Origin of the sequence: Mucilaginibacter pankratovii, assembly GCF_014773265.1 — a bacterium.
GTDB lineage: Bacteria > Bacteroidota > Bacteroidia > Sphingobacteriales > Sphingobacteriaceae > Mucilaginibacter > Mucilaginibacter pankratovii.
Genome location: NZ_JACWMY010000004.1, coordinates 152,627 through 170,977, shown reverse-complemented (window position 1 = coordinate 170,977; position 18,351 = coordinate 152,627). Strand labels below are relative to the sequence as shown.

General features: G+C 45.6%; 20 protein-coding genes. All 20 read left to right on the top strand.

All coding sequences use genetic code 11. From position 1 onward, the window contains the following. Window positions 1-237 (top strand): acyl carrier protein, encoded by a 237-nt coding sequence (locus tag IDJ77_RS09225; protein WP_191188655.1) that lies wholly within the window; start codon window positions 1-3, stop codon window positions 235-237. A 2-nt stretch (window positions 238-239) separates the two neighbouring features. Then, a complete protein-coding gene (locus IDJ77_RS09220; protein ID WP_191188654.1) occupies window positions 240-1,298 on the top strand; it encodes a ketoacyl-ACP synthase III in 1,059 nt (352 codons plus the stop codon). Then, window positions 1,291-2,037: an SDR family NAD(P)-dependent oxidoreductase gene (locus IDJ77_RS09215; RefSeq protein WP_191188653.1), complete on the top strand. Its 747-nt coding sequence runs from the start codon at window positions 1,291-1,293 to the stop codon at window positions 2,035-2,037. The genes IDJ77_RS09220 and IDJ77_RS09215 overlap by 8 nt, the downstream gene beginning before the upstream one ends. After that, entirely contained in the window at window positions 2,037-3,041 is a 1,005-nt protein-coding gene (locus IDJ77_RS09210; protein ID WP_191188652.1) for a ketoacyl-ACP synthase III, read from the top strand. Before IDJ77_RS09215 ends, IDJ77_RS09210 begins: the two co-directional genes overlap by 1 nt. Beyond that, window positions 3,042-4,157 carry a DegT/DnrJ/EryC1/StrS family aminotransferase gene (locus IDJ77_RS09205; protein WP_191188651.1) on the top strand — a complete coding sequence of 372 codons (1,116 nt, stop codon included), beginning with the start codon at window positions 3,042-3,044 and terminating at the stop codon, window positions 4,155-4,157. Beyond that, a complete protein-coding gene (locus IDJ77_RS09200; protein WP_191188650.1) occupies window positions 4,150-4,701 on the top strand; it encodes a glycosyltransferase family protein in 552 nt (183 codons plus the stop codon). The genes IDJ77_RS09205 and IDJ77_RS09200 overlap by 8 nt, the downstream gene beginning before the upstream one ends. Then, window positions 4,688-5,245: a hypothetical protein gene (locus tag IDJ77_RS09195; RefSeq protein WP_191188649.1), complete on the top strand. Its 558-nt coding sequence runs from the start codon at window positions 4,688-4,690 to the stop codon at window positions 5,243-5,245. The genes IDJ77_RS09200 and IDJ77_RS09195 overlap by 14 nt, the downstream gene beginning before the upstream one ends. 23 nt (window positions 5,246-5,268) lie before the next feature. Continuing rightward, a complete protein-coding gene (locus IDJ77_RS09190) occupies window positions 5,269-6,261 on the top strand; it encodes a glycosyltransferase (RefSeq protein WP_191188648.1) in 993 nt (330 codons plus the stop codon). Further along, window positions 6,254-7,342, top strand: coding sequence for a glycosyltransferase family protein (locus IDJ77_RS09185; RefSeq protein WP_191188647.1), 1,089 nt, complete (start codon window positions 6,254-6,256; stop codon window positions 7,340-7,342). The genes IDJ77_RS09190 and IDJ77_RS09185 overlap by 8 nt, the downstream gene beginning before the upstream one ends. Window positions 7,343-7,345: 3 nt before the next feature. Further along, window positions 7,346-8,209 carry a hypothetical protein gene (locus IDJ77_RS09180; protein ID WP_191188646.1) on the top strand — a complete coding sequence of 288 codons (864 nt, stop codon included), beginning with the start codon at window positions 7,346-7,348 and terminating at the stop codon, window positions 8,207-8,209. 7 nt (window positions 8,210-8,216) lie between these two features. After that, complete coding sequence (locus IDJ77_RS09175) at window positions 8,217-9,146, top strand: glycosyltransferase family 2 protein (RefSeq protein WP_224751027.1); 930 nt, start codon at window positions 8,217-8,219, stop codon at window positions 9,144-9,146. A gap of 126 nt (window positions 9,147-9,272) precedes the next feature. Then, entirely contained in the window at window positions 9,273-10,544 is a 1,272-nt protein-coding gene (locus IDJ77_RS09170) for an MBOAT family O-acyltransferase (RefSeq protein WP_224751026.1), read from the top strand. Next, on the top strand, window positions 10,544-11,656 hold the full coding sequence (locus tag IDJ77_RS09165; protein WP_191188644.1) for a hypothetical protein: 1,113 nt from the start codon (window positions 10,544-10,546) through the stop codon (window positions 11,654-11,656). The genes IDJ77_RS09170 and IDJ77_RS09165 overlap by 1 nt, the downstream gene beginning before the upstream one ends. Continuing rightward, window positions 11,653-12,525, top strand: coding sequence for a glycosyltransferase family 2 protein (locus IDJ77_RS09160; RefSeq protein ID WP_191188643.1), 873 nt, complete (start codon window positions 11,653-11,655; stop codon window positions 12,523-12,525). Before IDJ77_RS09165 ends, IDJ77_RS09160 begins: the two co-directional genes overlap by 4 nt. Then, window positions 12,522-13,736 (top strand): glycosyltransferase family 4 protein, encoded by a 1,215-nt coding sequence (locus tag IDJ77_RS09155; RefSeq protein ID WP_191188642.1) that lies wholly within the window; start codon window positions 12,522-12,524, stop codon window positions 13,734-13,736. Before IDJ77_RS09160 ends, IDJ77_RS09155 begins: the two co-directional genes overlap by 4 nt. Continuing rightward, entirely contained in the window at window positions 13,730-14,653 is a 924-nt protein-coding gene (locus tag IDJ77_RS09150) for a glycosyltransferase (RefSeq protein WP_191188641.1), read from the top strand. Before IDJ77_RS09155 ends, IDJ77_RS09150 begins: the two co-directional genes overlap by 7 nt. After that, a complete protein-coding gene (locus IDJ77_RS09145; protein WP_191188640.1) occupies window positions 14,653-15,513 on the top strand; it encodes a hypothetical protein in 861 nt (286 codons plus the stop codon). Before IDJ77_RS09150 ends, IDJ77_RS09145 begins: the two co-directional genes overlap by 1 nt. Further along, entirely contained in the window at window positions 15,513-16,475 is a 963-nt protein-coding gene (locus tag IDJ77_RS09140; protein WP_191188639.1) for a glycosyl transferase, read from the top strand. Before IDJ77_RS09145 ends, IDJ77_RS09140 begins: the two co-directional genes overlap by 1 nt. Then, window positions 16,472-17,398 carry a hypothetical protein gene (locus tag IDJ77_RS09135; protein ID WP_191188638.1) on the top strand — a complete coding sequence of 309 codons (927 nt, stop codon included), beginning with the start codon at window positions 16,472-16,474 and terminating at the stop codon, window positions 17,396-17,398. Before IDJ77_RS09140 ends, IDJ77_RS09135 begins: the two co-directional genes overlap by 4 nt. Beyond that, window positions 17,380-18,339 (top strand): glycosyltransferase family 2 protein, encoded by a 960-nt coding sequence (locus tag IDJ77_RS09130; RefSeq protein WP_191188637.1) that lies wholly within the window; start codon window positions 17,380-17,382, stop codon window positions 18,337-18,339. The genes IDJ77_RS09135 and IDJ77_RS09130 overlap by 19 nt, the downstream gene beginning before the upstream one ends. The last annotated feature ends 12 nt before the right edge of the window (window positions 18,340-18,351 follow it).

The following is an 18,351-nucleotide window of genomic DNA, read 5'->3' as shown; positions in this document are numbered from 1 at the left end:
ATGAATATCGAAAAATTTGTAAGAGAGTTTGCTGATCAGTACGATGATATCTCAACAGAAAATTTCACTGCCGAAACAAAATTCAAGGAGAACGACGAGTGGAGTTCGATGACGGCATTATCTGTAATAGCAATGGTTGATGAGAGCTATTCTGTTAGGTTAACAGGCGACGATGTTAGAAAATCTACCACGATACAGGATATCTATGATATTGTATCGTTGAAGGTAAACGGTTAACTATGGCTTTTTTACATATTAAAAATGTAAGTATAAAAGGGCTTTCGGCATGCGTACCTGCAACTGTTGAAGAAAATACTGCTTTAACAAATATTGCCACGGCTGATATGGAGAAGCTTATTAAAACAACTGGGATAGAGCGCAGGCATATCGCAACTCCGGCCACCTGCACATCCGACCTTTGTTTCGCCGCCGCTGAAAAATTGATTGCCGAACTAAACTGGGACAAAGCCGAAATTGAAGGCCTGGTGTTTGTTACCCAATCGGCCGATTATTTGTTGCCCGCCACCTCTCCTATTTTGCAGGATAGGTTAGGGCTTTCGCACAATTGCTTTACACTGGATATATCTTTAGGTTGCTCGGGCTACATCTATGGCTTAAGCACATTGGCAAGTTATATGCAAAACGGCATGATAAAAAAGGCATTGCTGTTAGTAGGCGATACTTTATCAATATCATGTTCAAAAGATGATAAAAGCACCTACCCGCTTTTTGGCGATTCGGGCACAGCAACGGCATTAGAATATTGCGAGGGCGATGAAGGATTTAAATTTGTATTATCAAGCGACGGAAGCGGTTACCAGTCTATTATAATCCCTGATGGTGGGTATCGCAGCCGGTTCGGCACGGCTTCTTTAGAACAAGTGCAAATAGAGGAAGGTATAGCCCGTAATAAATTGCAGTTATCCCTTGATGGCATGGATGTATTCTCTTTCGGTATATCAAAGGCGCCCGAAAGCGTAAACCAGCTCCTCGCAAAATTTGATATTGATAAAGAGAAAGTGGACTATTTCTTTTTTCACCAGGCAAACCTGATGATGAATGAACGGATAAGAAAAAAACTGCAGTTGCCGGAAAACAAGGTGCCATATTCTTTAAAAAACTTTGGTAACACAAGCAGTTCAAGCATCCCGCTTACAATGATAACAGAAACAGCCGAAGCTTTAAAAAGTGGCAGCAACCAGGTAATAGCCTGTGGTTTTGGTGTTGGATTATCATGGGGCAGCATGGCCTGTACCACCAAAGATCTAATAATTCCCGACCTTGTAATTTATGAATAATCCATTTTCGCTCAAAGGGAAAAACATATTGGTAACGGGTGCATCATCCGGCATTGGCAAAGCCATAGCTATAACAGCTGCCGCAATGGATGCGCAGTTACATATCACGGCCCGGAACGAGCAACGGCTAAACGAAACCTATAATTCACTCACCGGCCCCGGGCATACTACCCACATTGCCGATCTCAATATCGATGCAGAAACCGAGGCCCTGGTTACCTCTGTATCAAAACTCGATGGTGTTGTGCTTTCTTCGGGCATTATAAAAACGCTGCCGTTTAAATTCATTAATGAGGGCGAGCTTAATGCCATTATGCAAACCAATTTTACTTCGCCGGTATTACTGCTTAGTAAACTTATTAAATCAAAAAAACTAAACAGTGGCTGCTCCATTGTTTTCATTTCATCAATAGGTGGTAATTTTGTCGGCGCAAAAGGTAACGCTATGTACAGCGCGTCGAAGGGAGCTATAAACGCAATACAAAAAGTATTAACGCTGGAACTTGCACCACAAAAAATACGGGTTAACAACGTTGCTCCGGGAATGGTGAAAACCGAGATGTGGGAAAACTCAACAACCTTTAGCGCCGAACAAATTGAAGAGGATGCAAAACGTTACCCGCTGGGCTACGGCGAAACAAGCGATGTGGCTAATGCGGTAGTTTACCTTTTATCTGATGCAAGCAAATGGGTAACGGGTATCTCATTAGTATTAGATGGAGGCTTTTCTGTTCAATAATGCAAGCCTTTATCAAAGCGGTTTCGTATTACCTGCCTCAAAAGCAATTAAATAATGAGGAGTTAGCTGCTTTGTTCCCCGAATGGGGCATAGAAAAAATAGCCGCTAAGGTAGGCATAGATACCCGGCATATTGCTGCCGATGACGAGTTTGCATCTGATATGGCCATAGCGGCGGCAAACTCGCTGTTTACCGATCATGACATCAAACCATCCGAAATAGATTTTATACTCTACTGCACGCAAAGCCCCGACTACTTTTTGCCCACAACCGCCTGTATCATACAGGACAAGCTGAAAATACCGGTTAAGGCCGGCGCGATCGATTTTAATCTCGGTTGTTCTGGCTACGTATACGGGTTAGCTTTGGCCAAAGGGCTTATATCGGCAGGTATTGCGGGTAATATTTTGTTGCTTACAGCAGAAACGTATTCAAAATTCATACACAAAAACGACAAGGGTAACCGTACCATTTTTGGCGACGGGGCTGCGGCTACCCTGGTAAGTACCAGCGGCTATGCCAAAATAGGCGAATTTGTGCTGGGCACAAACGGTGCCGGTGCCGAAAATCTCATTGTTAAACAAGGCGGTATACGTTATCCGGCAAAAAAAACAAACCTGGTGAGCGACGAATACGGCAACGAATCGTCAGATTCAAATTTATACATGAACGGCCCGGAAATATTCTCTTTTACTTCCGAAGAGATCCCCCCCCTTATAGAAGAAACGCTTTTGAAAAATGAAGTGCTGAAAACAGAGATCAGCCAGTTTATTTTTCACCAGGCCAACCAATACATGCTTACGCACCTACGCAAAAAACTGGGTATCGCCCCCGAAAATTTTTACATCAATATGGGCCGGTTTGCCAATACGGTATCCTCAACCATACCCATTGCCATGGCCGAAGCTTTAAGGGAAAAAGAGACAGCAACGGGTACTAAATGGCTGCTCGCCGGTTTTGGCGTTGGCTACTCATGGGGCGCAACAGTAATTACATTTAATTAAATGCAGCAAAATAAAAGCGTACCATTTTTTTCGTTTGATGCCACAACGGAGCTGATAAAGGAAGAGATAAAACAAACGTTCGACGATTTCCTACAATCGCAATGGTACATATTGGGCAATAAGCTCAGCACGTTTGAAACCGATTATGCTAATTTTAACGGTACAAAGCACTGCATAGGCGTGGCCAATGGGCTCGATGCCTTACATATCGCGCTAAAAGCGCTTAATATTGGCCCGGGCGACGAAGTTATTGTCCCCACAAATACGTTTATTGCTACCTGGCTGGCGGTATCATACGCCGGGGCGACTGTTGTACCGGTAGAGCCGGATGAAGTGACCTATAATATACATTCTGATAAAATAGAAGCCGCAATTACCAGCAAAACCAAAGCCATTATTCCCGTGCATTTATACGGCCAGGCTTGCGAGATGGATGAAATAATGGCGATGGCCCGCAAACACAGTTTATTTGTAATTGAAGATAACGCCCAGGCACATGGAGCAACATACCAGGGTACACTTACCGGCAGTTTTGGTGATATCAATGCTACAAGCTTTTACCCTACAAAAAATTTCGGCGCCCTTGGCGATGGCGGTGCTTTAACAACCAATAGCGCCGAACTCGACACAAAAGCCCGCCTGCTGCGTAACTACGGTTCAGCGGAAAAGTACCACCACGAAATAGTGGGCCTTAATTCCCGTCTCGACGAGATACAAGCTGCATTTTTATCCGTTAAGTTGAAATACCTTGCAAGCTGGACCGCGGAAAGAAAACAAGTAGCTATACTATATGATGAGTTACTTGCAGGCATAAATGACCTGGTAATACCCGTTACGGCCGAAGGTGCAGAACACGTATATCATTTGTATGTGATACGCACCAACCGGCGCGATGAATTGCAGGCATATCTCAAAAACAAGGGCGTTGCAACTGCTATTCATTACCCAATTCCGGCGCACTTACAAAAAGCTTACGCCCACCTGGGGTACAAAAAAGGCAATTTCCCTATTGCCGAGCAGTTGGCTGCTACAAGCTTAAGCTTACCCATGAATCCGGGTTTGGCCGGGGAGGATGTGAGATACGTTTGCGATGCCCTGAGGTCCTTTTATGAATAAGATACTTATTGTAAGTAATTTGCTTCGCATCGGCGGCGCCGAAAAATTGCTTTACGAAGTGGTTTGCTTTGCAAGGGCAAATAACCTGGAGCCCGAGATATTGGTGCTCGACAATTATGACAGGGAGCATTACGATCCGATCTACGAGCAAATGAACGTAAAGGTGGTGCGCACGCGCATCAGCCTCATCAAAAATCTCAGGTCGCCGTTAAAAATGCTGGAGTCGGTCATATGGATCATCAAATTAAAATATTTCGCGGCTAAACTTTATAAAAGCATCCATGTGATGGGCTTATATAATCTCGACAAAGTGTATCATCACATCAATCATAAGCAACGCTTTTTTTGGAACGTAAATAATGCCGTTCAATTTGTCGACCGTAAATTCCCCTATTCCGCGGAGTTTTTAGGCGATGAAAACGACACCATAGTTTGCATAAACAAATACCAGGTTACCGAAATGCAAAGCCAATACAGCCCGGAGCTGCTAAAAGCTAAAATAACCGTGTTTAAACTTTTCCTGGGCGGCCATGATACAAATTAACCTTGTTGCCAGGATAGATGACGATAAAAACATTTTCCTCGACCTGGTGTATGTGGCCTACATGCTTAAGAAAGACGGAATTACGGATTTTAAGGTGTTGTTTATAGGTGGTGTGCACAAGCAGAGCATCTATCAAAACATTGTGCATTTGGCCAGTTTATTAAACGTGGAAAGCCACATTGGCTTTACTATGAAAGCCATTCCGCTTGCCCAACTGCCGGGAGACATTAAGCAGGGCTATTTTTTAAACTATACCGTAGGCGCTTTTGTTGGCTATTCCGCCATCGAAAGCATCGATTTGGGGCTGAGGGCCATATTTCTTAATGGCGATAAACAACTCGTGGATGATATGCCAAAAAGCGTGGGCATGTGCCCGGACCTTAATTCCCTGATAGCCTTGATAACAGCGCTAACGCAGGATAAAGATGCTATCGATATCAAAATTGACGAGAGCAATTCACAGCTCAAAAAGTCATATCTCCTTACTGCTGCCGACAGGTCTAATTTGTTATCGCTGCTGTTGCCCGGTAACCAATCTTTATAATCCTTACTATTCCAGCTCAAATTTTGCCTGCAGGTGTATCCGTATTAATATGTTGTTATAACAGTGCCGGGCGCTTACCTGCTACTTTAAAGCACCTGTCGGCCCAGCAGGTTCCGGCAGGCTTTAACTGGGAGATCATAGTTATTGACAACGCCTCCGATGATAACACAGCTACTTTTGCAAAACAGCTATGGAACGATCTCGGTAAAACAGATATCAATTTTACGGTGCTTACCGAACCAAAAGCAGGCAAAACCAATGCCTTACATACAGGAATAACAGCAGCAGCGTACCATTATATTTTGATCTGCGACGATGATAACTGGCTCGCCGACGATTACGTTACACGAGCATTCCACCGGATGCAGCGCGACCCGGCGATAGGTGCAGCGGGTGGCCGGGGCTTTGCTGTTACCGACGGGGAACTACCTGCCTGGTTTACACAATACCAGCATGGTTACGCTGTAGGTGAGCAAAATTCTGTTACCGGTGATATTTCCGGAAAGGGATATCTGTGGGGAGCAGGGATGATCTTCCGCAAACAACTTTATCACAAAACGTATTTAAACTTCCCCTCGTTTTTAACGGGCCCAAACGGCGATACCCTGGCGCGCGGCGAAGATGTAGAATTTTGCCTACGGATCCTGTTGGCGGGTTATACTTTATTTTATGATGAGGGATTGAGGTATAAACATTACATCCCTACCAACCGCCTTACCGTAGCCTACCGCGACAAGCTGTTTAAAGGTTACGATTACGAAAAAACGGTACTTGATCTGTACTCCCGCCAAATAAAGCTCAACGCCTTGTCCTGGTTTGGCAGGCAGCAATTGCTGTTCTCCAGCATTTCGCGCTATGTTTTAAGCGGTTTAAGCAGCAAATGGAAAAGCAGTTTTGAGGCAGACATGATATACCTTGCTGCTGGTTACCAGTTTTCAACGGTTTCTAAAGAAGTGAAACAGATAAGAGAGCTCAATTTGCAGTTAGCAGCAAAAACGCACCCTAAAAATGCCTGATATTTTTAAGCATTCACATTTCGAACCGGATGCTTTCGGCCACGGCGGAAACAAACGAACAGCGCAGATAGACGAAATTTTGAAGGATGCCGGGCTAACGTATAAAGAGCCGGATCTTTCCAATTCAGCCGTCATCACCAATAAACTGCCCGTTTATTTAAAAGGGCTGCAGTATGCCAAACATTTACCCATCGCCAACAAAAACAAATATGCGATAGGCCGGTACCTGAAAATGTTTGAGGCTTTTGTAAAAGAACAAAGACCGGGCCTTGTTATTTGGGAATCAACCGCTGGGTACAATTTGTTGCTTGCCGAAGTACTTTATAAGCACAATGTGCCTGTAGTTGCTTTGCCTCATAATATCGAATCGTTAGTTGCCGGTTCAAAAAGCGTGTTTTCCTCAAAAGAATCGCCCGATTGGCTGTTGGAGGAGATGAAATACCTGGGATATTGCAAAAAAACGTTTACCATTTCGAGAGAAGAGAACTGGCTCCTTTCCAACTCGGGGATAAACGCGGCCTACCTCCCCTACTATCCTGCAAAAAAAGCCGAAGCGTATTTATTAGCCGTCAGGGCACAAAAACAAATATCATACACCAATCCCAAAACAGCAAAGGAGGTTTTGCTGCTGGGCACGTTTTATAACAAGCCCACGCTTGATGGTTATGTAGAATTGCTTAACCACATCAGGCAAAAAACCGATCTTGTTATAAACGTTGCAGGCTTTGGCTCGGAGCAATTGAATAGCCTGTTCCCGGATAAAAACATCCGGATATGGGGCAGCGTTAGCGAAGAAAAACTGGGCGGCCTTATTGCTGCTTGCGATTACGGCATTGTTCACCAGGCACCATCCAGCGGCGCGCTTACCCGCATCCCCGAAATGCTGTTAGCCGGGCTGCCGTTGTTAGCAAACACGCATGCCGCCCGTAGCTGCTTTGGCACAGCCGGCCTTAGCGTTTACCAATCGTTTAAAGAATTGCGGGATATGCTTGACACCCAAAGCCCCGAAATTGCCCCCGCCCCGGCAAGGCCCACCGGGGAAAAATATTTTGTGGATTATCTTAAAACCCTTTTGCATTAATCCTTGAAACTCGAAAAGATAATTTCATTTGCCAACCGATCGAGCGAATTGCGCTTTAAGGCGATGGTGAGTTCGCTACGCGAAACCGGCTGCATGCTGCCCGTGTGGGTGATCCCTTACGACGATAACCTGTTCGACCTGCCCGATAATTGCACATGGTGGCAAATGGACGAAGTGGAAAGCCTGATCAATGCATCTGCGCTGCATCCCATGAAAAGGAAGTTCCAGTGCTTTTTAACGGGCAATTATCATTTTGTCGATGCCGATGTGATCTTCCTTCGCAACCCGGAGGAAGTACTGGCCGGAATAGATGGCTTCGTAAGCTCCTGCGGGCACTGGCACAACCCCGAACACACTTACGTACCATCTACGCTGCAATTATTTAAACAGGCCAGCACAACGTGGCAAAAAAGCGTTTTCAACTCGGGGCAGTTTGCCTGCGATAGGGCGCTGTATGATATTAATTCGCTTACAACCCATGTCCGCAACCCGCTGTATAAAGAGGCTCTGGACAGCCACGACCAGATCTCCATCAACTTGTTTGTTTTCCTCTCCGGGGTAACGGTTACCAATGTTACGTTACCGCCCTATAACCTCGAATCGAGCTGGGCGGGGGATTACCAGGATGATGACCATCAAAAATACTGGGCAGATGAAAAGGTGAAACCATACCTCATCCATTGGGCCGGATATAAAATTGCCGTAGATAAGCCTATCGACAAATTATTTACCAAATACCTTACCGAACAGGAGAAGCAGGTATTTATTACAGAGCTGGCCGATTTTGAAAAAAGTCGCGCTGTATCCCCTCTGCGTAAATTCTATTGGTTGCTGAGGAGTGTATTATTAGGCAAAAAGCAAAACTGATATCACATTGAACCTGCCCGACCTTTCAATATATCGTGATACGTTAAAAGCAAGGGGCGTAATAACGCCATTGTCTGCATTTGAGGTACCGTCCACAGGATTACTGGCTCAACTACCCGAACCGCCGACAGGCAAACAAGGCTGGCCATGGACCATACAGACCAACCCCAGCCTGTATGCCGGGAAAACAAGCTGGCCCAAAATCACCATAGTAACACCATCCTTTAATCAGGGGGAGTTTTTAGAACAAACTATCCGGTCGGTACTATTACAAAACTACCCCAACCTGGAGTATATTATTATGGACGGCGGAAGTGCCGACAATTCGACCGAGATCCTAAAAAAGTATTCGCCCTGGATAAGCTACTGGCAAAGCGAAAAAGATGGGGGCCAAAGTAACGCCATCAATTTAGGGTTCAGCCTTTCTTCGGGCGAATATCATGGCTGGATCAACAGCGACGATTATTACCTCGAAAACGTATTCTTTAAAGTTGCCGGCACATTTATTTCGTCGGGCGTGGATTTTGTATACGGTTACGGGCTGGACCATGTAATTGCTACGGGCGAAGTAAAGGAGACCAAAATTTTACCTTTTATAGATTATTTCATCAAAATACCCGGCCTGGTGCAACCATCTACCTTTTGGAGCGCGGCTATACACGAGCCGGTTTGGGAAGAGTTGCATTGCTCGCTGGATTACGAACTTTGGCTGCGCCTGGTGAAAGGGCATAGCCGTAAGCTGATAAAAGAGCCCTTATCGGTTGCTAATATTCATGAGGATGCCAAAAGCTCCGACCCAAAGATGAAGGCAAAATGGGAAGAAGATCATCAAAAAATATGGGCCGCTGATGCGCATGGCACCGCTTACGAATGGAAGCGGATAGTGTTCTTAAACCGCATCCGCCAAAAAATTTATAAATGTCTGCATCTTATATAAACCAGCGCTGTGCTGTTTAACTCGCTTCTTTTTCTTATCTACTTTGTAATAGTTACCGCTAACTATTATCTTCTGCCCCACAAATTCCGGTGGATATGGCTGCTGATAGCCAGCTGTTATTTTTACATGTATTTTAAGCCGGCCTACATCCTCATCATCTTCTTCACCATTATTGTAGATTACATTGCCGGGCTGCTTATAGAAAATGCAAAGGGAAAAGCCCGGAAATTATACCTCTGCTTAAGCATAGTAGCCAATGTTGGCGTGCTGGCCTTTTACAAATACTTCAATTTCCTGGCAGAGAATATCAACTTCTTATCCGCAGGTGTGCATGGGCCACAAATTCCACTGGTGGATTTTATTTTGCCTATCGGGCTCTCCTTCCACACCTTCCAGGCCATGAGTTACACCATCGAGGTTTACAGGGGCAACCAAAAAGCCGAACGCCATTTTGGCCTGTACTCGTTATACGTGCTTTTTTACCCGCAAATGGTTGCCGGCCCTATCGAAAGGCCCCAGCATATATTGCCGCAATTTCGTAAGGCTATTGTTTTTAACAGGGCGCAGTTTACAGCGGGTATATTTTTAATAGCGGTTGGGATGTTTAAAAAAGTGGTGATTGCCGATAGGCTCGCCCTGTTTGTAAACCCGGTGTTCGATCATCCGCATGGGCACACTTCGCTGGAATTGCTCATAGCTACCTACTTTTTCGCGTTTCAGATCTATTGCGATTTTAGCGGTTACTCTGATATCGCCATCGGCGCCGCGCTGGTGCTGGGCATCGAGCTGATGAAGAATTTTAATGCGCCTTACCTCGCACATAATATCGCTACCTTTTGGAAAAGGTGGCATATCTCGCTATCAACCTGGTTTCGCGATTATTTGTATATCCCCCTGGGCGGCAGCAGGGTAAGCTTTGCTTTAATGTGTACAAACCTGCTTATAGTATTTACGGTGAGCGGACTTTGGCATGGCGCCAGCTGGAAATACCTGGTGTGGGGGCTGATCCATGGCTGCCTCCTTATTTGTTATCATTTGCTAAAGAAAGCGAACGTCAGCATCAACGGATGGAAGTTTTTAAAATGGCTCATCACGTTTCACCTGGTGTGCCTGGCCTGGATCTTCTTCAGGGCTTACAATATTAATGATGCGTTTTATATCATCAGCCAGATATTCACGGGTAATAGCTTTAGTTACCAGGCAGCCCACATTATGCCCGTAACAGAGATGGCCTATGGGTTTTTGATAGTGGTATTGCTGCTGCTGGCAGAGCGTTACCTGCCTGCAGCCAAAGATTATTCAACAGGTAAAAAGTTAGCGCTTACCGTCTCCTTAATAATAGCCTGCTACTTTTTAGGGATCTTTAACGAGGCTCAATTTATCTATTTCCAATTTTGATGGGTAAAAAGCTACTCCCTTTATTGGCCCTTGTTATTGGCACCCTGGTGATGGTTACTGCTATGAACCAGTCGTTCATCAATAAAATAAAACAGGAAAAGTACTTCGCGCATCTCAACCCTTCAGAAAAAAAAGGAAACATCGTTTACAAAACCTTATTCCTTGAATCCGACAGGTGGCGGTACGGCGACCTTTACGGGCTTTGCTATCTGCCCGGCTATAAGTTCCCGCTCGAACCATTTAAGGCATACAAACACAAGGCCGACTGGAAGCCATCTAACCGGATCCTGTATATCATCGGCGATAGCTTTTTAGCAGATAAAACCCTATACGGCGCGTTCGACGGCTTCGATAACGTAGTTTTTCTCGATCGCCGGTTTCCCTTCGGCCCTGTTCAGCCGGATAGTACAAAAGAGAACTACATGCTGATGGAGTTTGCCGAGCGTAACCTGGTTGGTTATGATATCAGCCAAACGGATGAGGCGTTAGTCCCTGCAAAGGTCATGGAATCGGGCCTACCCATACATCAAAAAGCGGCAGGGGCGGCACAAGGGCTTCCAACTACTATTACGGCAAGGCTGAATAATATTATCTTTAACAAAGATCTTAACCGCAACCTGGAGATGGTGCTTTTTGATAACAAAACCATAACGCCATTTAAGCAGTTAAAAGCATCGCTTAATTACGCGTTATTTAAACGGCTGCCAAAAGAAGTTGCCGTGGCCAGCGATAACAGCAGATTATTTTTGAATATTACCGTTGATACCGCCAACTTGCAATCTGCCTTTAGGCCGGTATCGGATACAGAAGTTAAGGTGATAAGCCAAAACCTGGATAACGCCCGCAAATATTACCTTACGCTTGGTTTTAAAGATGTTTTTTTATCGGTGATACCAAACGCCGTGAGCATATACGATGAACAAAGGGGACCATATAATCACCTGCTGGAACGGGTTGAGCAAACAAGTGCACTAAAGAAAGTGTCGCTTTTAAGCGCTTTCAAAAACAGCAAAGCCAACGTGTTTTACCGTAGCGATGCCCACTGGAACCCGCTGGGAATGGATATGTGGGTGAACCAAACCAATGCGTTCCTGGCCGCTAACACACATTGAGCCCATTTTTTTCCATCATTATCCCATTGTATAACAGCGCCGAAACCTTATCGGCAACGCTTGATAGTATATCGGCGCAAGAGTTTACAGATCTGGAGCTGATTTGTATTGATGGCGCTTCCTCGGATGCTACGCTGAACATGATCGGGGCTTTTAAAATTACTCACCCGGCGCTGCTAACCAATGTATTGTCCGAACCGGATAAGGGTATATACGATGCCATGAATAAAGGCATTGCCCTAACAAAGGGCAGCTGGCTTTATTTTATGGGCGGGGATGATACCTTTCAATCGGGCCAGGTTTTGAGTAAAATATACGAAGCAATTAAAGGAAGCGATGCCGACCTGTTATATGGTAACGTAACAGGCGCCGTATCTCATAATGTTTACAACGACAATACCCTCGCAAAGGTACTATTCAGGGGCATCCACCACCAGGGCATCTTTTATAAAAAAAATGTATTCGAATCCGTCGGTGGATACGATCTGCGGTTTAAAATAGCGGCCGATTATCATCTTACACTCAAAGCATTCCTGAATAAGGCATTCAAAACCCAATACGCCGATATCAGCATCGCCTATTTCGGCGAAGCCGGTTTAAGCTCGCAGCAATACGACTGGCCATTTTACAGTTACCATTACAAGCTTTTGGCAACGCATCGCGCTATTGATACGCCCGGCAATGAACGCCTGAAGTGCCTCAACGATTCTATCTATTGCTGCTTTCAGCTCGCTAAGCAAAAACAAAGACTGCGCTTTGCCTGGGAAAATATGCTATTCTACATCTTTGGTAAAAACGGCTTGCCGTTAGGCACTAAAGCCCGCAATCTGCTGAGAATGGTTTACTGGACATTAAGGCCCAAGGCATGACGGTAGGCCTGGTAACCCCCTACTTCCCCGACGAGCATACTAAAGACAGTGGCATTGCCAACCATTGCCTTTTGCTGGCCAGGGGCATCGCCGCTACGGGTAATAAGGTAGTTGTATTGCACATCAGGCCACAATACAAAAATGAAAGGGACAATTACCAGGAATATAAAATAGGTGAGCTGATCACCGTTATTACCCACAAAGCAAAATTACCGCCGGCATTTACAAAACTCTTAAAAAGTAAGTGGGCGGTTATAGATTTTGCCCTCAAGGTATCCTGTATGCTGTTAACCGCAAAGGTGCTTAACGCCGCGATCAGGAAACATAGCATAGATGTCGTCGAAACATCCAGCTATTTTTCGCTTTGCTATTTCCAGTTATACAAACGCAACACTGTTCCCATCGCGGTTAGGGTAAGCACCACTTTTTCGCAGATCATGAACGACCATTACCCCTTTAAATCAAGAGGGATGGATCTCATCGCGCGGATGGAAATCGCCTTCATCAAAAAAAGCAAACACCTCATTACCCACGCTCAAAACCACGCGCTGGAACTGGAGCAATTATTTGGCATCAATCACTCGCGGTTTCAAATTATTCCGCATGGCGTAACTTTGCCTGCTTCAGCACCGGCTAAAACAGTAAAGGCCGGCCCGGTGCAGGTATTGTTTGTTGGCCGACTGGAGTACCGCAAAGGCATCGATGTTTTGCTGGCCGCCATACCCCTGGTGCTGAAAGCAAAACCGAATGTACAATTCAACATTATTGGTGCCGATACCGGCGACGAATACCAAAACCGCTTTATTGCTGATACCGACCTGACCATTTTGCAAAAAGTAACTTTCCGCGGGAAGGTAAGCGACGAGCATCTGCAACAGGCATACCGCGATTGCGATATTTTTGTGGCACCATCGCGCTACGAATCTTTTGGGCTGATATTTATAGAGGCCATGAGCTACGGCAAACCGGTAATCGGCTGCGATGCCGGCGGCATGCCCGAAATTATCACCAATAACTACAACGGTTTATTTGCCATTACCGGCGATGCGCAAAGCCTGGCCGACAAACTAATATTACTGATAGAGGACGCTGGCCTGAGAGATGAGTTAGGCGAAAATGCGCTTGAAACAGTAAGGGAAAAATTCACAGTAACGCAATTAGCTGCAAGTTCATTAAATTATTATCAAAAAATCATCAGCAATACTTGGTAAGCATTTCTGTAATTATTCCTACTTATAATCCCGATGCGGCAAGGCTTGGCCAAACTTTGGCTGCTTTAAAAAGCCAAAGTTTTCCCCTCAGCCAATGGGAACTAATCATTATCGACAATAATTCGTCCAACCATTTTGCAAAAAGCCTCGACCTAAGCTGGCACCCAGCAGCAAAAATTGTCACCGAAGAAAAGCAGGGGCTTACCTATGCGCGCATCAAGGGAATCAGTGTTGCCCGCGGCGGGATCATTATAATGGCGGATGATGATAATGTACTGGATAAAAATTACCTGCAAAACGTCGACGGGATCTTTAAGGACAATCCCGGTTTAGGGAGCATAGGAGGTAAATCTATCCCCCGGTTTGAATCGCCCTCACCGCAATGGCTGAGCCCGTTTTACGATTGCCTTGCTTTGAGAGACCTTGGCGATACCTGCATTATTAATACCTGGCGAAATGATTACCCTGCCGCAGCGCCCATTGGCGCAGGCATGGCCATCCGAAAGAATGCTTTGCAGGCTTACATTTCTGCTCACCATGTATCGACGAATATAGTAACCGACAGGACAGCAACTTCGCTTTCGTCGGGCGGCGATAACGAGATAAATTTGGCCATATTAAAATCGGGCTGGGCGGTTGGCTACTTCCCGGAACTTGTACTGGAACACATCATCCCCGCCGAACGCATGACCATCGCTTATATGGCAAGGTTGGTTTTCGGCATCAACCGTTCCTGGGCCATTTTGTTAACCAAACATAAGATAAGTCCCTGGGGAAGCATCAATAAAAACACGCTGCTGCTCAGAAAGCTCAAAAGCTACCTCAGCAACAAAGCCTGGCAGGGAGAAAGCAATTATTTAAGATGGAAAGCAGCCTGCGGGATATTCCAGGGGCTGGCGGAGGGGAGCGACGAATAATGAGTAAGCTCAAAAACTCGCTTGCGTACCGGTTGCCCCTGCTTTACAAGATGCTGTTGGGTTTTAAAAATATAAAGAAAGCAAGCGCGAAACCACAAGCCGATGTTACCGTCATCACCATGACAGGTAAGCGGTTGATCAACATGACGCGCCTGTCCATCCTTTCTATCGCGCGCAATTGGGACGCTTTGCCGCGGCTGATAGTGGTTACCGATGGCACCATTAGCCCTGACGCCGTTAAGCAAAAATTTACCTTTTGGCCCGGGGAACTGGCCGTATACGATTGGGAATTAACCGCCGCTTACCACCTCGAAAAAAAACGGGATAACCTTGTAAAGTATGCCGGGGAACATGTGTTGGGTAAAAAATTAGCGGTTATTCTACATTACGCCGAACTGTTGCCGGTTATTTGGCTGGATAGCGACATCCTGTTCTTTTCCGATTTTAGCACGCTTCTCCCGGTCCTCAGCAAAACCGCTTTTGTTTGCGGTGGCAGCGAGGATTATTCTGCAACGTATGACGAGCGCGTTATAAAACATTACAACAATAACCTTCATCAGCTTTATAAATTCAACTCGGGTGCCCTGTATGTTTATGGCGAAGATCTTTACGAACGCTTTGCCATTGAACCTCTTTTAGATCGTTTGAGTTCGTTTATTTATTTTTTTACCGAGCAAACCCTTTTCGCGCATATGGCCAGTAAGTCATTAGGGATACTGTGGGGACTGGACATCATTAAAAATTTTAACAGTGATAGCCAATCGCTAAGCGCAATGCCCGCGGATGACATTGTGGCCCGGCATTACACCACCAATGTGCGTCACCTGTTTTGGCGCGACGCTTTCTTCCATTTAAACTAATGCCCGGCAAAACAACGATAACATCGCTTTTGATCCGCTCCTTTCAGGCGATGGTGAATATTTTATACCGGCATCCGTTATCCAATCTCAAAAAATATAAAAGGTTTGGCGGGTACAGGGCCTACCGCCAAATGCTGAGCGGAAAGGCTATGATGGAAAAGCGGGCCATCGATCTTTCGCCCGTGTCTTCCACACCCGGTGGTTTGCCTGTTTATTTTTTAACGGGGAAAAACTACCTCTATCAAACCCTTTATTGTATCCAGTCGCTGGCAAAGGTTTCGGCTGCTGGTTTTCAGTTTATACTGGTTGACGACGGAACCTTTGATCAGGAGCTCATCTCCCGGATAAATACCCAACTGCCGGGTGCAACAATCGTTACCGCTGATGTTATAGCATCCAACCTGGCTAAGATGCTGCCTGCTGATGCTTATCCATATATCCATCAAAAACGCAAGGTTTACCCGCACCTTAAAAAATTGACGGATGTACACTCTTTGCCGGAGAATAGCTGGAAAGTTGTGCTGGATTCTGATATGCTGTTTTGGAGCAAACCCGTGGAACTGATCAACTGGCTGAACGCACCAACCCAACCGCTGCACATGATAGATTGTGTAGAGGCTTACGGTTATTCCAAACAATTAATGGAGCAGCTTTGCGGCTGCCCCGTTACCCCGCTGATAAACGTTGGGGCTATCGGCTTAAAAAGCGATGGTATTGGCTGGGCTAAACTGGAAGAATGGATCAAAGTGCTGGAAGAGCAGGAAGGTGCATCCTACTACCTGGAGCAGGCTTTAACGGCCATGCTTATCGGCGATACTGCTGCCACTGTTTTACCTGCTGCAACCTACATAGTAAACCCGGGTGAGGAGATCATCAAAGAAAAAAAAGGCATCCTGCATCACTATGTCGATCTTTCCAAAAAGCATTACTTTAAAACCGCCTGGCAGCAATTTGTTAAATGACGGGCAAGTTTATTTATAAATACTTTTTCAGGCCAACTTTACCCATCAGGTATCACTTAAAGCACTTTGGATTGATGGGTTGGATAAGCCTCGTACAAGGCGAAAAACAGATGAAGAAGGCGGCCTTAAACCTTGCACCGATAACTTTAGCCAATGATCACCAACTGGAGTGCAGCTATCTTACCGGCGAGAAATATTGGCACCAAACCATCTTCTGTGCCTACTCATTGGCAAAGGTAATGCAGGGCAGGGTGAGGATTAATATTTATTCGGATGGTAGCCTGTCGCCCCAAAAGATCAACCTTTTTAACAGCGTTTTAAACGGTGTTGCTATCATCTCTCCTGATGCGATGCTGAACGAACTTGATGGTAAATTGCCTATCAAAAAATATCCCTCGCTCAGGCATCTGCGGGAGAGCAGTCCGTTTTTCAGGAAACTGGTAGATATGCGCTTAAACAACCGGTATCTGGTGCAGTTGGATAGCGATATGCTGTTTTTTAACTACCCTACAGAACTGGTAGAAGCCTATATCAACGGGACCAGCTATTTTATGGAGGACAAAATAGAAGCCTCGTATTACGTATTGCCCGAAAAACAGATAGAGGAACAATTTGGCCTGCAAATGAAACGCAAAATAAATAGCGGCATCCTTGCTTATAATTCCACCGCTATCAACTGGGATTTTGTAGAAACCGTGTGCAAATACTTGTTGGATAAAGTCCCGGTGATCCATCCTCCGCTGCTGGAGCAAACCATCAATGCCATTATTGTATCGCGGTTAAATGCGGAGCCTTTAAACCAGCGCTATAATATTCTTTATAACAACAAACACAATATCCTGTCTGCAGATGATGTGGTAAGGCATTATATTTTTAAGGCGCGTGAGTTTTACCTAACAACCCAATGGAAGCAGGTACTGTAAACATGCCCTTAGTATCGGTTTGTATGCCCGCTTATAATGCTGCGCATTACATCGAAGAGGCTTTAGCGTCCCTATTCCGGCAATCCTATAAAAACATCGAAGTTATTGTGGTAAACGATGGCTCGACCGATGGCACAGGCGAAATTTTGAGTAATATTGATCACCCGGCGGTAAAAGTTTTCCATACCGCTAATAACGGGCAGTGCGCCGCGGCCAACGTGGCTTATTCTCACTCAACCGGTCGGCTTATTAAATTCATGGATGCCGATGACCTTATTTCGGACCAGTTCATAGAAGAACAGGTAAAGCGAATAGGCGGCCGCGAAGACGTAATTGCTTCTGCCGGGTGGGGCCGCTTTTACAACAACGACCCGGCCACTTTTACCTTGTATACAGACAGCGTTAAAGGTGATACAAAACCGATAGACTGGCTGGTTACTTCGTTGCAAACCAACAGCGCCATGATGCAATGCGCAAGGTGGCTAATCCCGCGGGCCATACTGGAGCGCTCCGGCGTATGGGACGAGCGGTTAAGCCTGATAAACGACCTGGAGTTTTTTATCCGCGTAATGCTGCATGCCAGCGAGATACGGTTTACCCATAACGCTGTATTGTATTACCGCAGCGGGCTGCCAAGTTCCCTGTCGTCTTTAAAATCGCGAAAAGGCGCCGAATCGGCATTCCACTCGATAGATGATGGGATGGCTTACATCCTGCAGCACGAAAACAGCGCGCGTACCCGGCTGGTAGCAGCCAACTGCTATCAAAATTATATTTTTACCTTTTACCCCTATCATTCGGATCTTTTGGCAACTTCGCAACAAAAAATAAAAGAGCTGGGTGGTTCAACATTAAAACTTCATGCCGGTGGATTAACCCTTTTCTTCCAAAAGCTAATCGGGTGGAAACTGACAAAATTAATTAAATTGCCGTTCAGCTGATCTATCGCCTGT

Coding starts and splice junctions, on each gene's coding strand:
- IDJ77_RS09205 (WP_191188651.1), top strand. CDS start 3,042: ATGCAGCAAAATAAAAGCGTACCATTTTTTTCGTTTGATGCCACAACG.
- IDJ77_RS09155 (WP_191188642.1), top strand. CDS start 12,522: ATGACGGTAGGCCTGGTAACCCCCTACTTCCCCGACGAGCATACTAAA.
- IDJ77_RS09140 (WP_191188639.1), top strand. CDS start 15,513: ATGCCCGGCAAAACAACGATAACATCGCTTTTGATCCGCTCCTTTCAG.
- IDJ77_RS09215 (WP_191188653.1), top strand. CDS start 1,291: ATGAATAATCCATTTTCGCTCAAAGGGAAAAACATATTGGTAACGGGT.
- IDJ77_RS09220 (WP_191188654.1), top strand. CDS start 240: ATGGCTTTTTTACATATTAAAAATGTAAGTATAAAAGGGCTTTCGGCA.
- IDJ77_RS09185 (WP_191188647.1), top strand. CDS start 6,254: ATGCCTGATATTTTTAAGCATTCACATTTCGAACCGGATGCTTTCGGC.
- IDJ77_RS09135 (WP_191188638.1), top strand. CDS start 16,472: ATGACGGGCAAGTTTATTTATAAATACTTTTTCAGGCCAACTTTACCC.
- IDJ77_RS09145 (WP_191188640.1), top strand. CDS start 14,653: ATGAGTAAGCTCAAAAACTCGCTTGCGTACCGGTTGCCCCTGCTTTAC.
- IDJ77_RS09165 (WP_191188644.1), top strand. CDS start 10,544: ATGGGTAAAAAGCTACTCCCTTTATTGGCCCTTGTTATTGGCACCCTG.
- IDJ77_RS09210 (WP_191188652.1), top strand. CDS start 2,037: ATGCAAGCCTTTATCAAAGCGGTTTCGTATTACCTGCCTCAAAAGCAA.
- IDJ77_RS09225 (WP_191188655.1), top strand. CDS start 1: ATGAATATCGAAAAATTTGTAAGAGAGTTTGCTGATCAGTACGATGAT.
- IDJ77_RS09170 (WP_224751026.1), top strand. CDS start 9,273: ATGTATTTTAAGCCGGCCTACATCCTCATCATCTTCTTCACCATTATT.
- IDJ77_RS09130 (WP_191188637.1), top strand. CDS start 17,380: ATGGAAGCAGGTACTGTAAACATGCCCTTAGTATCGGTTTGTATGCCC.
- IDJ77_RS09200 (WP_191188650.1), top strand. CDS start 4,150: ATGAATAAGATACTTATTGTAAGTAATTTGCTTCGCATCGGCGGCGCC.
- IDJ77_RS09195 (WP_191188649.1), top strand. CDS start 4,688: ATGATACAAATTAACCTTGTTGCCAGGATAGATGACGATAAAAACATT.